Genomic DNA, 14,507 nt, shown 5'->3' on the forward strand with positions numbered 1-14,507 from the left:
TCCATCGGGCGAGTGCACTCTGTGGCGCACTTGATAGGAGCTACTCTAGGCAGTCACGACAGGTCGACCAATTCCCCTATTGGAGTACTCCCCTTGACGACGGCGAGCAAATCAACGAAACCGTGCCTTCACACTTTCAGTGAACCAGTGGAGCAAGGCCTTTGAGTAGTCTGTTCAGGGAAGTCGGCATGCACGCCGGCCTGGGGCGCACCCTTACACTGATTGGCAACCCGCGATTCTGGAAGCAGCTGATCCTGTTACTGCACCAGGCCACGCCGTTCGACAACGCCCTGGCGATCTACTACCCAAAGGGCGCCCCGCCCCAGGCCCTGGAGGAATATGACGCCGAACCCAGCAGCAAGCCGGCGTCGATGCTCACCTACCTGAACGGCCTGTACCTGCTGGACCCGTTTTTCCAGGCCTGTCGCGAGGGTTACCCCAGTGGCCTGTACCGCCTGGAAGAAGTGGCCCCGGACCACTTCCGCCAGAGCGAGTACTTTCTCAGCTACTTTCACGACAACGTCCTGGAAGATGAAGTGCAATTCATCCTGCAACTGCCCGATGCCGGCACCCTGTCCCTGTCATTGGGCAGCCAGCGGGTCTTCAACAGCGAGGAAATCGGCCAGCTCACCACCTTTGCCGCCTGGGTCCTGCCGCTGATGCAGCAACATTGGCAGCACAGCCAGACACGTCCCCAAGGACCGGCGACAGAGGAAATGGCCAGCCAGATCCGTGACGCCCTGAGCCATTTTGGCAGTGCTGTGCTTTCCGAGCGGGAGCTGGAGATTGCCCGATTGATCCTCCGGGGCTTCTCCTCCAAGGCCATGGCCGAACGCCTGAAGATCTCGCCCGACACCATCAAAGTGCACCGTCGACACCTTTACGCCAAGCTGGATATCTCCAGCCAGCCAGAGCTGTTTTCGTTGTTCATCCAGTCCCTGGGACATGACCTGGAAAACCCCTGAAATCGCCCCTGCCGCAGACAGCAAACAGTGTCGCGCCAGGCGTTTTTTTGAAGGCCCTGGCTTGCCAGCGAAGGCGACAGCAAGGCCAATGCGCTGTTTCCCCGTTCGCCGACAAGCGCCGGCGCCTGCTAAGCGCTCAGGGAGCGGGCGCGAAAGTCCCGGGGTGATTGCTCGAAATGTTTCTTGAAGGTCCGGCTGAAGTGCGCCGAATCGGTGAAGCCCCATTTAAAGGCAATGTCGGTAATCGACTCGTTGCGCAGCTGCGGATTACTCAGGTCCGCGGCACTGCGTTTGAGCCGTGAGCGCTGGATGAACCGGCACACGCTGTCCCCCTGCTCTTCAAACAGTCGGTACAGCTGGCGCACCGAGATATTCAGCTGCCCCGCCAGGGACACCGGGGTCAGACCCGGCTCGTTGAGGGATTGGTTGATCAACTGTCGGGCCTGATCACGCAGGCAATGGCCGTGCAGGCTCTGGTCAAAACCGCCAAGGGTGCTGGCGGTCTGGCGCAGGGTTGGCCCAAGCAGGGCAATCAACGCTTCCTGCAGCGCTTGCCCTTCCTGTTGCGCGGCACAGCCCTGCAGGTCACCAGCGCAAATCTGCTCTACCAACAGACGCATCAAGCGCCCACTGGCGCAATTCTGCGACAGCTTGCCGAACTTGGGCTGCTGGGCCGGCAGGTGGCGATAAACCTCTTCCCGGCACAAATGGAACGAAGCATGTTCGATCAGGCCGTGAGGCACGATCTCACAAGCGCCGGCGGAGTCCAGCAGGGCCATGTCACCCGGGGCCAGCTCGACACTCTCGCCACCCTGGCTCAGTCGTGCATGGCCACTGCGTTGGATGATCAGGAAACAATGGCGGTCGTCCTCCTGGTCGACCTTGGTGCCCTGCCGGGAAATCAGCCCGGCATTGGTGCGGATCTGCGCCACCTCCAGCCCGGCGTAGTCCTGCAACCCCACTTCACCGATGAACAAGGCAGGGTTTCGCGCCGGACGGGCATCAAATCGACCGCAGACACCCTGCAAGGCACCTACCCAGGAACTGAAACTATGCGAAGCAAGCACTGTGCACCTCCAGAAGCCGGTTTGGACCGCCTTTGTTGTTATGGCGATATCATTAACATGTTATCCATTTGCCAGGCAAGGTGCCTGACAGCATGGATAGTCTGTTACGGCTTAAGCAGGGTGTATGCCAGCACTTACGGTTATGTCGGTCAGAATTCTCGTAGAAGCGCGTACAACTGAGTGAAGCTGCCCAGCAGTGCCGCCCGCTGTTCAACGCTCAAGCGGATATAGCGCCTGAACCCCGGCAGGCGGTTGACCACCTCACTGGCGCCGAAGTGTTCCAGTCGCACCTGCCAACCCTGCTCGTCGCGCCGCAGTTCGAGGCGCTTGAAGTCCAATGGCAGCAACTCGCCGAGTAGGCGCGGGTCATTGCACAAGCTATGCAACAGCGGTTGCCACTCTGCGGGCTCCCCAGCCACCAGCCTTGCCGCAACACCCTGACGGCGAATGGCACCGGTGTGACGCAGGACAATCCGGGCCTGGCCGGGCCTGTCGCTGGGGACCCGCAAACACCATTCACACACCACGATGTGCATCAGGAACTGCGCCTGGGGACGCTCTACCAGAGTAAATTCCAGGCCGCTCTGCGGGCAGCGGAAAGTCCCCATGACGGTGCTGTGGGGGCTAAAGTCGAGCCCCTGCAGATCGCGACGTACTTGCCCCAGGGTCCACCCCGGACGGTAGCCGGAAGGGGGCCGGTGCCACAGTTCAAAGAGGCTTTGTCGCCAGCTTGAAAGATTCATCAGGCACGTTCTCCCGAGGGCTAGGGGCTTCATCCGGCATAAGGTTCAGCGCCTGCTGCAGCACCTCCTCCACCGGTACCGGGCGAAACGGATTGACCTTCTGCACCAGCAGGGTCCAGGCCAGGGCATAGATGGCTGTCAGCCCGAGCATGCTGCCAAAGGGCACGTAGATATCCCGCGGATTCATCCCCGGCGGGGTGATGAACCACATGCCCAGGAGAATGCCTACCGAAGACAGGATCTGCGGTAGCGGGAACCAGGGCGACTTGTAGGCCCGGGGCAGATCGGGGCGGCGAATCCGCAGCATCACCACCGACAGGGTGACCAGCAGGTAGGCGGTGCTCCAGGCACAGACCGCCGCCAGCACCAGGTGCATGATGCTGTCGGTACTGCCCCCCAGCCACCAGGCATGCAGGCAGGGAATCAGCACGGCCACGGCAATGCACAACAACGGCGTCTTGAACCGTGGATGCAGGTAGGTGAAGACCTTGGGCAATGCGCCATCCAGGGCCATGCCGTAGAGAATCCGCGGCAATCCGGCCATCAGCGTATTGATGGTCGCGGCACCGGCGAACAGCAGGCCGATACCCAGCCATATACGGCCGAACGGGCCCATGACCTGCTCGGCGAAATGCGGAATGGCCATCGGCGTGTCCAGCAAGTGCACGCTGCCATCCTCGCTCAGAGCGATGTTCGCCACTTGCCGCTTCATCGCCGCACCGTAGATGAACATGCACACTGCGACGCCCACCAGCCCCAGCGCCATGGCCCGGGGAATGGTCTTGGCGGCCTTGCGCACATCCGGGGTCAGGGGGGTGACGAACTCGCAGCCGACAAACATGAACATGGCCATGCCCACCAGGGACAGGATGGTCGACCAATCGGTGCCTACCATGGAGGCACCGAACCAGCCATCGAGCTCCACCGCCGGCGCCTTGATCACCCCAAGTACTCCGAAGATGATCAGCGTGCTCCACATGCCGAAGGTCAGGATCACCTCGGCACGACTGAAGGCGGTGATCCCCACGGCGTTCAACAGGCCGAAGAACAGCACCAGCCCGACCCCCACCAGCCAGGCGCTGCCACTTTGCTCCAGCAGGGTGTTGAGGGATTCAAAGTTCACCAGGGCCATGACGCCGCTGAGAATGGTTTCCGCAGTACCGGCAAACACGTGCACGATCAGGTAGGCGGACAAGGTCCCGGTGATCGCGAAGAAACGTCCCAGCCCGCAAGCCAGGTAGTCGTAGACCGAGCCGTTGGTGGGCAACAGGCAGGCGGCCTCGGCGAACGTGGTGGACTGCGCCAGCATCATTACCAGGGCGATCACCATCGCCGCGGCAAAGGCACCGCCACCGATGCCAAATCCGGTGGTGGCCGTGAGGATCACCGGGCTGGCCATGATCAGGCCGACGGCACTGGCCAGCGCCGTGGGAAAACCGACTACACCCTGATCCAGGTGCCGGTTGAGTCTGTCGTTGAGCGACATGGTGGTAAACCTCGAAAGCATGGGTGGGTAATTATTGTTCTAGGCATTTCAAGGGCACGCCTGATAACGGGCTCAATGCTTGGCTGTCCGCTGCAGCTCCAAATCGAATGAACCAGCTCTTGCAAGAGCCACTGACCAGCAAACCCGTAGGAGCGGCCGGACGGCGTTCCGCTTGCCAGGGAAAGCGCCCTCAAGGGTCGCTCCCGACTCAGGTGCCTGCTCACCGGCAAGCCGGCTCCTACTCATCAACACTGCAAACCGTGGGACGCATCAATAGGCAATGCACACCGACTTGTTCTCGGTGTAGGCCTCGATGGCCGCGTGGCCCATCTCGCGCCCGATCCCGGATTGCTTGTAGCCACCGAAAGGCATCGATGGATCCAGCATGTTGTGGGTGTTGACCCAGACCGTGCCAGCCTTGATTTGCGGGATCAATTGCATGACCCGGCCCAAATCGTTGGACCAGATGCTTGCCCCCAGCCCGTACTGGTTGTCATTGGCCAGGGCCACCACTTCCTCCAGGGTATCGAACGGCGTGGCGACCACCACCGGGCCGAAGACTTCCTCCCGCACCAACTGCAGGTCGGCATGCACGTCAGTCACTACAGTGGGGCGCACATAGAACCCCTGATTGCCATGGGCGACCCCGCCACAGAGCACCTTGGCGCCCTCCTCGACCCCGCGAGCGATCATCTGCAGCACGCGCTTCTGCTGCTTGGCGGAGATCAGCGGGTTGATCTGTGCCTGCTCGTCCAGCCCCGGACCAATGCTCAGAGATTCGGCGATGCCCACCAATCGTTCCAGCACTTCGGCATAGACCCCACGCTGGATGTACAACCGTGAACCTGCGGTGCAGACCTGTCCCTGGTTGAAGAAGATCGCGCCAGCAGCCCCGGCGGCGGCGGTTTGCGGATCGCAGTCGCCGAGGACAATCACTGGCGACTTGCCTCCCAGCTCCAGGGAGAAACGGGTCATGTTGTTCACTGCGGCATGGCCGATCAGCTTGCCGACCTGGGTCGAACCGGTGAACGCCAGCTTGTCGATGCCCGGATGGGCGGCCAGTGCGGCACCGGCCTCGGCCCCGCTGCCGGTGACCACGTTGACCACCCCGGGAGCAATGCCTGCCTCCAGGCACAACTGCCCCAGGCGCAGGGCCGTCAGTGGCGTCTCGTCCGCGGGCTTGAGCACCACGGTGCAACCACAGGCCAGCGCCGGGACGATTTTCCAGATGGCCATCAACAGCGGGAAATTCCACGGCACGATCGCGCCCACCACTCCCACCGGCTCCGGCACCGTGTAGGCCCGGTACTGCGCCCCCGGCACCGCCGCGATGGATACGTCCAGGCTCTTGCCTTCGATCTTCGTGGCCCAGCCGGCCATGTAGCGAGTGAATTCCGCTGCCGCACCAACTTCCAGGGCCCGGGCCAGGTGGATCGACTGGCCGTTGTTGAGGGTTTCCAGCTGGGCCAGCTCCTCGCCATTGGCCTCCAGCAGGTCCGCCAGCTTCAACAGCAGGCGCTCCCGATCCGCAGGCCGCTTCCAGCTGCCCTCGAAGGCCCGGCGTGCAGCACCCACCGCCAGATCGATATCGGCCTGGGCGGCGGCCGCGACCTGGGTCAATTGCTCGCCGCTGGCGGGGTTGTACACCGCCATCCGCGCCCCGGAGAGCGCCGGCTGGCTGTGACCGTCAATCAGCAGGCCATGCTGACTGTCTATGAATGCAGCGACACGTGGGTCGATGGCAACGCTCATCTTGAATCCTCGCAGGTAGACCTTGTTCGAGAGAGACTCTGAGCTCAAAGCCGAATGCCGTCTTGACCCTGGCTGCCGCAAAACTTGGCCCTGGCTGCCAATCACGCCAGCACCTTCGCTGGCAAGCCCGCTCCTGCCGGGGCTGCATTGCCGGGTCGGGCCGACGAGGGGGTGCATGAGCCCGCGCTACCGGCCCGACTACAAGGGGCTGGCAGCCTGGATCAAGTGCCCTGGCACACAGAGGCAAGCCAGGCGGCTATAAATGACGCACTAATAGCTCCACGCTGTCCGTGCGTTTTCAGGAGACTCAACGTGAGCGAAGCAAGCCGTTTCTGGCACCCCATGCTGCACCCCAACGAAATGAAGCAACGCGAGCCGATTCGCATCGTCCGTGGCGATGGCTGCTATGTATATGACGACAAGGGCCATCAGCTGGTGGATGGCGTTGCCGGCCTGTGGAACGTCAACGTCGGCCACAACCGCAAGGAAGTGAAGGCCGCGATCACCGCGCAGCTCGATGAGCTGGAGTATTTCCAGCTGTTTGACGGGGTCAGCCACCCTCGCGCCGAAGAGCTGTCGCGGGTGGTGATGAATTTGCTGGAGCCCGAGGACATGCGCCGGGTGGCTTTCAGCTCCGGCGGCTCGGACGCGATCGAGAGCGCACTGAAGCTGGCCCGCCAGTACTGGAAGCTCGAAGGCCAGGCTGACCGCACCAAGTTCATTTCCCTGCGCCAGGGCTACCACGGCACCCACTTCGGCGGCGCCTCGGTCAACGGCAATACAGTATTCCGCCGCAACTACGAACCATTGCTGCCCGGCTGCTACCACATCGATACCCCCTGGCTGTATCGCAACCCCTACAGCCAGGACCCCGAGGAGCTGGGCAAGATCTGCGCCGACCTGCTGGAGCGGGAAATCCAGTTCCAGAGCCCGGACACCGTCGCCGCGTTCATCGCCGAGCCGATCCAGGGCGCCGGTGGGGTCATCGTGCCTCCGGCCAACTACTGGCCGCTGATCCGCGAAGTCTGCGACAAGTACGGTGTGTTGCTGATCGCCGACGAAGTGGTCACCGGTTTCGGCCGAAGCGGCTCGATGTTCGGCAGCCGCCTGTGGGGCGTCAAACCCGACATCATGTGCCTGGCCAAGGGCATCACCTCGGGCTACATCCCTCTGGGTGCCACCGTGGTCAACCGACGGATTGAGGAAGCCTTCGAAAAGAACGCCAACTTTACCGGCGCCATCATGCACGGCTACACCTACTCCGGGCACCCGGTGGCCTGCGCTGCGGCCCTGGCCTGCCTGGATATCGTGGTCAAGGAAGATCTGCCGGCCAACGCCGCGAAAATGGGCGACTACATGCTGGGCAAGCTGCAGCCCTTCGTCGAACGTTTTGAAACCGTCGGCGAGGTGCGGGGCCAGGGCCTGATGCTGGCCCTGGACCTGGTGGCGGACAAGACCACCCGCGAGCCCATCGACCCGATGAGCGGCTACGCCAACCAGGTGGCGCAGATCGCCCGGGATAACGGGGTCATGGTGCGCCCTGTGGGCACCAAGATCATTCTCTCGCCGCCGCTGGTGATCCAGCAGGCCCAGGTGGATGTCATCGTCAATGCGCTGGCCGAGGGCCTGAGCAAGGCCCGTAGGTAATCATCGCCCCAGGCTGCGTTCGAGCGGATAGCGAGCGCAGCCTTTACTCTTGCCACAGACACTTGCCAGACACCCCCACGCTGGTTTTCACTCGGCGTATCCCGGCCCGGGACAACAACGTCCAGTAGCGCCACTCGACGGCCTCATTCATCCGCGCCACTGCCCATCGGCAGTCAAGGAGCCATCCCATGATCGCGCCCGCCTCCTTGCCCGGGGCTCATGAACTGGGACAACGCTGCATTGCCGCCTTTACCCGGGTGGTGCCCGCCACGCTCTGTGCCTTCTACCGCATCGACCCGCACCTGCAGGCCCAGGACTTCTCGCTGTACCGCATGCCTGAGCAGATGCACCAGGCCTACCTGCAACGCTATCGACACTACGACCCGCTGCAACCGCGCCACTGCGCCGCCGCCGGACGCCCGGTGCTGTCGCTGCACATGGGCATGGCCCAGCAGGGACGCCATGAAACCGCGGTCTACCAGGGCTTCCTGGAGCGCCACGGAATACTGGATGTGGTGGAGATCCTCGCCTGTGACCAGCAGCGCCCCATCGCCGGCCTGTCATTGCTGCGGGACAGTCGGCTGGGACACTTCAGTGTCGAAGAACTGGGCACCCTGCACGCCTTGCAGGGCCTGCTGGAAATCGCCGCACTGGCCCCCTATTCCCGAGTCGATGAGCGCCTGGCCGGCCTGACCCCCAGGGAACGCGAGATCGCCTGGCTACTGCGCGACGGCGCGGACAACAAGACCATAGCCAGGCATCTGGACCTGGGCTTGCCAACGGTAAAAACGCACCTGATCAACCTGTTTCGCAAAGTCGGGGTCGGCAACCGCACCGAGCTGGTCAGTGCATTGTTTCTATAAATGGCCAATTTTTTATCAGCAGCCAGGGCCTACCTGCCGCCAGGTACTCAACCATTCGGTTGATGGGCAACCCCGGCTCACGGGCTGAACATGAGGCTCTCCTTCGGTAGACAAGAGCCTTGCCATGAACCAGCAACCAGAATGGATCACCGTCGGCGCCCTGGCGCACGGTTTTGCCAATGACAACCACATCCTTGCGGCAGTGGATGACTTGGCCGGTCGTACCTTGACCCTGCACTTCGATAACGGCTGGCAGATCGAACACCGCTTCGCCGCCAAGACCCTTTGCTGGAACGCCGTCGGCGAGCCTGCCAGCGCCGATCTGGCCTATCGCGCCACCAGCGTGCGTCCCGGCCTCTACCTGGTGGATTTCCTCAAGCAGGAAGAAGGCCGAACGCATTCCGTGAGCCTGGTCCTTGACCTTGAACAGCAGTGCTTCACCGCCGTCATCGGCCAAATGCCGAGCCAGGCCGAATGCGCTGTCGACCTGTTCAGCCGAGCGCTGGCCGGCGGTGAACTGACTTCGGTGAAAGCGCAATTCCTGCACGGCAGCATCGACACACCGCACACCTCGAACACCCCGCGACATGCCCCCACCGATGAGCTGATCGGCCTGCGCAACCAGTATGTCTACAGCACCAGCGAGGCGTACGAGCACGTCTACCTGAATGCCAACTTCTACAGCTGGCAGTGCCTCAAGGGCGTCGAGCAGGGCCTGGCGGACACTGATCGCTGTCACTACTACAAGATCGCCGATCAGTGCTACCTGTTTGTCTGGCGCGAGAAGATTGTCCCGACCCTGGGCCTGGTCCTTATCGATCTCAAGGCCGGGCGCAGTGACGGCAAGATCTTCGGCTACCAGAGTGCTGACTTCAGCAGCGTTGCCAACTTCCCGGTGGGCTCCCTGGCCCAGGTGCTGAACCGCACCCTCTACTCCTGACTTCTCCCTCTGCCCCAGGCCAGCGCCCGCGGCAGCCTCAAGCATTTGCACAGGACACTTCCATGACTCTGGGCCTCGATCTGCACCGCGTCGCCAACTGCTATCAATCCGAACTGCAACTGTTCACCGAGCACCATCCGCGCTCCGGTGCCTTCTACCAGGAGAATCTCAAGCATTGGCTGTACGGCGCGCCACTGCACTGGATGCAGCAATGGCCCGGGACGTACCCGATCATGGTGGCCGACGCCCGGGGCGCAACCCTGACGGACTGCGACGGCCATGAGTATGTGGACTTTGCCCTGGGCGACACCGGCGCCATGTTCGGCCACGCCCAGCCCGCGGTGGCGGCGGCCATTGCCGAGCAGGCGCTGCACGGCTCGACGTTGATGCTGCCCACCGCCGACAGCCTGTGGGTCGGCAGGGAACTGAGCCGGCGCTTCGGCCTGCCCTACTGGCAGGTCACCACCTCGGCCACCGATGCCAACCGCTTCGTCCTGCGCCTGTGCCGGATGATCACCGGACGGCAAAAGGTCCTGGTGTTCAACTGCAACTACCACGGCAGTGTCGATGAGTCCCAGGTCGAGTTCGACCCCCAGGGCCAGATGATTGCCCGCGACGGCGTGCACGCCAACGGCCTGCAGCACGAGGCCACCACCCGGCTGGTGGAGTTCAACGACCTGGCGGCCCTGGAAGCGGCCCTGGCCCATGGCGACGTGGCCGCGGTGCTGACCGAACCCTTCATGACCAACGTTGGCATGGTGCCGCCGGCCCCGGGTTTTCATGACGGCCTGCGAGCATTGACCCGGCGCTTTGACGTGCCGCTGATCATCGATGAAACCCACACCCTGTCCTGCGGCCCAGGCGGTTATTGCGGCGAACACCAATTGCAGCCGGACTTCTTCGTCCTCGGCAAGTCCATTGCCGGTGGTATCCCCACCGCCGTCTGGGGTGCCAGCCAAGCCATGGCCGAGCGCATCTGGCAGGTGCTGCCGCATTTCCAGCCGGGGCAGGCCATCAACCATTTCGGCTTCGGCGGCACTCTGGCCGGCAACGCCCTGCAGATGGCCGCCATGCGGGCCACTTTCAGCGAGGTGATGACCGAGGCCAACTATGCCCACATGATCGAGCTGGCGGAGTACCTGCGCGTCGGAGTGCAGGCGCTGATTGAAAAGCATCGGCTGCCCTGGCATGTCACGCGCATCGGCGCCCGGGTCGAATACCTGTTCATGGATCACGCACCGCGCAACGGCGGCGAAGCCCATCACGCCCGGCACGGCTTGATCGAAGCGTACCTGCATCTGTACCTTCTCAACCGTGGCGTGCTGCTGACGCCGTTCCACAACATGGCCCTGATGTGTCCGGCGGCCACCCGCCAGGACGTTGACCTGCATAACCACCTACTGGACCAGTGCCTGAGCACGGTCACTCAAGGAGAGCCGTCATGACCCACGATTCAACCGGCCGCGTCGCGCTGGTCACCGGCTCCGGCCAGGGCATCGGTCGCGCCCTGGCGCAAGTCTTCGCCGCCCACGGGGCCAAGGTCATGGTTGCCACGCGCACCCAGGCTTCCGGTGCCGAAACCGTGCGCCTGATCCGCGAAGCCGGCGGCAGCGCCGAACTGTTCACCGTCGACCTGAGCACCCGGGCTGCAGCCAACCAGGCGGTGGCCGCAACCCTTGAAGCCTTCGGTGGCCTGGACCTGCTGATCCACAACGCCGGGATGTTTCCCATGCAAAACCTCATCGACCTGAGCGATGAGACCCTGGAAGGCACCCTGGCGGTGAACCTCAAGAGCTGCTTCTGGCTGACCCAGGCCGCCCTCGCCGCCCTGCGCCAGGCCGAACATCCGCGCATTGTCATCACGTCTTCGGTGACCGGGCCACGCACGGCGATTCCCGGACTGTCCCACTACGCCGCGTCGAAAGCCGGAGTCAACGGTTTTATCCGCTCGGCCGCGCTGGAGCTGGCCGAGTACGGCATCACCGTCAATGGCGTCGAGCCCGGGCTGATCGCCACCCAGGCCCTGGCCAGCCTGGGCGACTCCCCGGCCCTGGCCCGCAACATCCCGCTCAAGCGCCTGGGCACCCCGGAGGATATCGCCCACGCCATGCTGTTCCTCGCCTCGCCACAGGCCGGCTACATCACCGGCCAGACCCTGGTGGTCGATGGCGGTGCCATGCTGCCGGAGAACGCGCAGTTCATGTGAGCCTGAACACCACCGCCATCCGAGGGCGGTGGTTCTGCCAGGCAGCGTCATCGCCAACCCGCTGTAGCGCAGGCCGTGCTGGGGCCAGCTGACTCGCAAAGCTCCCCGGCTACACCGCCACCCAATGCTCCCGGCCCCGTTGCGCAAAGGCCTGCACCGGCATTTCGAAACCCTGGGGCTTGATCGGACTGGGCTGCTGGTATTCCTGCAGCAGGCTCTTGAAGTCGCGGCGCCTGTCGACATCCGGCAATGGCACGGCGCTCAACAAGCGCTGGGTGTAGGCATGCTGCGGGTTGTGCAGCACCTGATCGCGGGGGCCGATTTCAACGATCTGCCCGCCGTACATCACCGCCACCCGATGACAGATGCGCTCGACCACCGCCATGTCATGGGAAATAAACAGGTAACTGAGCTGATGTTCCTGGCGCAAACGCTCCAGCAGCTCCAGCACTTGCGCCTGCACCGAGACGTCCAGCGCCGACACCGACTCGTCGGCGATGATCACCTTGGGGTTGAGCGACAAGGCCCGGGCGATGCAGATCCGCTGACGCTGGCCACCGGAAAACTGGTGCGGATAGCGTTGCATGGCATCCGCCGGCATGCCCACCTGCTCAAGCAATTGCGCCACCCGCACCTGCCGCTCCGGTAGTGGCAGGCGATCGTGGATCAGCAAGGGCTCGCCCACCAGGTCGAAGATACTCTTGCGCGGATTGAGCGCGGCATACGGATCCTGGAACACCATCTGGATATCCCGGCGCACCGCCTGCAGCTCCGCCCCCTGCAAACCGTTGAGTTCCTTGCCCAGCAACTTCACGCTGCCCTGATAGGCGAGCATGTTCATCAGTGCCTTGCCGGTGGTGGACTTGCCGCAACCGCTCTCCCCGACCAGCCCCAGGGTTTCGCCCCGGCGCAGTTCGAAGTTCAGTTGCTCCACCGCGTGCACCTGTTTGCGCTCTTCGAACCAGCCAGCCTGCAACGGAAAACGTACGCACAGGTCGCGCACCTGCAACACCGGCGGTTCGCCACTGAGGTCCTGCGGTTCGGCCACGGTGCCCAGGACTGGCACTGCCGCCAAAAGGCGCCGGGTGTATTCGGCTTGCGGCCGGGTGAACAGTTGCCGCACGGGCGCCTGCTCTTCAGTGCGCCCGTGATTCATCACCACCACACGGTCAGCCATTTCCGCCACGACGCCCATGTCATGGGTGATCAGCAGCAGGCTGGTGCCGTACTGTTGTTGCAGTTCGCGCATCAACTCCAGGATCTGCGCCTGGATGGTCACATCCAGCGCCGTGGTCGGCTCGTCGGCAATCAGCACCTGCGGGCGGCACAACATGGCCATGGCAATCATCACCCGCTGGCGCATGCCGCCGGACAGCTCATGGGGATACTGCTCCAGGCGCTTGTCCACCTGAGGCATGCGCACCGACTCCAGCATCTCGCGCACCCGCTGGCGCAACGCCCGACGGGGCAGCGGCTCGTGGCGACGCAGGGTTTCCTGCAGTTGCTGGCCCACGGTCATCAAGGGGTTGAGGGAGGTCATCGGCTCCTGAAAGATCATCCCGACCTGCTTGCCCCGCAGTCCCTGCAAGGCCGGCTCGTCCAGCGTCAGCAGATTGCGCCCGGCCAGATCGATGCGCCCCGCGCTGACCCGCGCCGCCTTGGGCAACAGGCCCATGATCGCCAGCGAGGTCAGCGACTTGCCGCTGCCCGACTCGCCGGCAATGCACAGGGTCTGCCCGGCGTGCAGGTCGAAACTGAGCTGTTGCACCACCCGCCGGGCCACCGTACCCAGTCCGATGTCGATGCACAGTTGCTGGACCGACAGCAGCGGTGGCGTAGCATCCTGGCTGGCGCTCATCAGGCAAACACCACGTTGGGGAAATAGAACGACACCACCCAGTTGGGCGCGTCGACGATTTCACTGATGCGCAGGTCGCCGCACACCGAACACAGCATGTACGCCTGTTCGGCCGGCATCTGGTGTTCGCGGCACAGCCAGTCGATGGTTTGGCTCAGCGCCTGGCGAGCCGCCTGCATCAGGTCTGGGCCAATACCGGTGAAGGCTTCGTAACCGGCGCTGTCCAGATGCCGGGTGACCGGGCCCGGGGTGCTGAAGCGCGGCGTCGCCAAGGGCATCGCCTTGATCAGGTCGAGCTTGACCACCACGTCCATGGCACTTTCGATGGCCGTGCCGCCGACTTCGCCATCGCCCTGGGCGGCATGGGTGTCGCCAATCGACAGCAAGCCGCCAGCAACTTCCACCGGCAGGTACAAGGTGGTGCCCGCCGCCAGATCGCGAATGTCCAGGTTGCCGCCGACCCGCCGTGGCGGCACCACCGAGTGCCGGCCGGCCATGGCCGGCGCCAGGCCAATGGTGCCGGCAAACGGCTTGAGCGGGACCTTGGCAAAATCGCTGAACGCCGCGGGAGCCAGGGTGTCCTTGTCGTAGTGCCAGAGCGCTAGCGCCGGCGCCTTGAACTGATCGGCCAGCAGGCCAAAACCCGGGATGTTGGCGGTCCAGCCAAAGCCGCTGGGCTTGAAGCTGTCGAGGGTGACCTTGACCACATCACCGGGCTCGGCCCCTTCGATGTAAATCGGCCCGGTCACCGGGTTGATCTGCTCGAACGGCACCTTGAGTACATCGGCCACGGTGGAACGCGGGGTAAAAAACCCGTTGGCCGAATCCAGGCACTTGAATTCCAGGGTCGCGCCGGGCGCCACGTGGGCCGCAGGCGTCAGGCTGTTATCCCAGCCAAAGTGGCTGTGGACGCTGTGAATGGTCTTGACCAGGCAGTTCTGGCACATGAGTGCGATCTCCGGCAGATGAAAGTCCGCGCC

At 63.6% G+C, this 14,507-nt stretch carries 12 protein-coding genes; 6 read left to right on the top strand and 6 right to left on the bottom strand.

All coding sequences use genetic code 11. The features are described 5' to 3' along the window. The first annotated feature begins 161 nt into the window (after positions 1-161). Positions 162-965, top strand: a complete 804-nt coding sequence (locus tag GV818_RS21640; RefSeq protein ID WP_161756373.1) for a helix-turn-helix transcriptional regulator — start codon at positions 162-164, stop codon at positions 963-965. A 128-nt stretch (positions 966-1,093) separates the two neighbouring features. Here GV818_RS21640 and feaR read toward each other — a convergent pair whose 3' ends face one another. The 4 genes from feaR to GV818_RS21660 all read right to left on the bottom strand — a co-directional run bounded on the left by feaR (position 1,094) and on the right by GV818_RS21660 (position 6,013). Continuing rightward, on the bottom strand, positions 1,094-2,032 hold the full coding sequence (feaR, locus tag GV818_RS21645; RefSeq protein WP_161756372.1) for a transcriptional regulator FeaR: 939 nt from the start codon (positions 2,030-2,032) through the stop codon (positions 1,094-1,096). Between the two features lie 149 nt (positions 2,033-2,181). Further along, positions 2,182-2,775, bottom strand: coding sequence for a DUF3156 family protein (locus GV818_RS21650; RefSeq protein ID WP_161777473.1), 594 nt, complete (start codon positions 2,773-2,775; stop codon positions 2,182-2,184). After that, positions 2,741-4,261, bottom strand: a complete 1,521-nt coding sequence (locus GV818_RS21655; RefSeq protein ID WP_161756370.1) for an APC family permease — start codon at positions 4,259-4,261, stop codon at positions 2,741-2,743. The genes GV818_RS21650 and GV818_RS21655 overlap by 35 nt, the downstream gene beginning before the upstream one ends. A gap of 270 nt (positions 4,262-4,531) precedes the next feature. Beyond that, a complete protein-coding gene (locus GV818_RS21660) occupies positions 4,532-6,013 on the bottom strand; it encodes an aldehyde dehydrogenase family protein (protein WP_161777474.1) in 1,482 nt (493 codons plus the stop codon). 312 nt (positions 6,014-6,325) lie between these two features. Here GV818_RS21660 and GV818_RS21665 point away from each other — a divergent pair, with 312 nt between their 5' ends. The 5 genes from GV818_RS21665 (at position 6,326) to GV818_RS21685 (ending at position 11,669) form a co-directional block, all read left to right on the top strand. Beyond that, positions 6,326-7,660, top strand: coding sequence for an aspartate aminotransferase family protein (locus tag GV818_RS21665; protein WP_161756368.1), 1,335 nt, complete (start codon positions 6,326-6,328; stop codon positions 7,658-7,660). Between the two features lie 188 nt (positions 7,661-7,848). Continuing rightward, the gene (locus GV818_RS21670) at positions 7,849-8,523 is read left to right on the top strand and encodes a helix-turn-helix transcriptional regulator (protein ID WP_161777475.1); all 675 of its coding nucleotides are present in this window, start codon (positions 7,849-7,851) and stop codon (positions 8,521-8,523) included. 124 nt (positions 8,524-8,647) lie between these two features. Continuing rightward, entirely contained in the window at positions 8,648-9,463 is an 816-nt protein-coding gene (locus GV818_RS21675; RefSeq protein ID WP_161777476.1) for a molybdenum cofactor biosynthesis F family protein, read from the top strand. A gap of 62 nt (positions 9,464-9,525) precedes the next feature. Further along, a complete protein-coding gene (locus tag GV818_RS21680; protein WP_161777477.1) occupies positions 9,526-10,908 on the top strand; it encodes an aspartate aminotransferase family protein in 1,383 nt (460 codons plus the stop codon). Beyond that, on the top strand, positions 10,905-11,669 hold the full coding sequence (locus GV818_RS21685) for an SDR family oxidoreductase (RefSeq protein WP_161777478.1): 765 nt from the start codon (positions 10,905-10,907) through the stop codon (positions 11,667-11,669). The genes GV818_RS21680 and GV818_RS21685 overlap by 4 nt, the downstream gene beginning before the upstream one ends. A gap of 109 nt (positions 11,670-11,778) precedes the next feature. Here the strand turns inward: GV818_RS21685 and GV818_RS21690 are convergent, their stop codons facing one another. Further along, complete coding sequence (locus GV818_RS21690) at positions 11,779-13,527, bottom strand: ABC transporter ATP-binding protein (RefSeq protein ID WP_161777479.1); 1,749 nt, start codon at positions 13,525-13,527, stop codon at positions 11,779-11,781. After that, positions 13,527-14,474 (bottom strand): acetamidase/formamidase family protein, encoded by a 948-nt coding sequence (locus tag GV818_RS21695; RefSeq protein ID WP_161756362.1) that lies wholly within the window; start codon positions 14,472-14,474, stop codon positions 13,527-13,529. The genes GV818_RS21690 and GV818_RS21695 overlap by 1 nt, the downstream gene beginning before the upstream one ends. Positions 14,475-14,507: the final 33 nt, after the last annotated feature.

This window comes from Pseudomonas sp. Fl4BN1 (assembly GCF_009908285.1).
Classification (GTDB): Bacteria; Pseudomonadota; Gammaproteobacteria; order Pseudomonadales; family Pseudomonadaceae; genus Aquipseudomonas.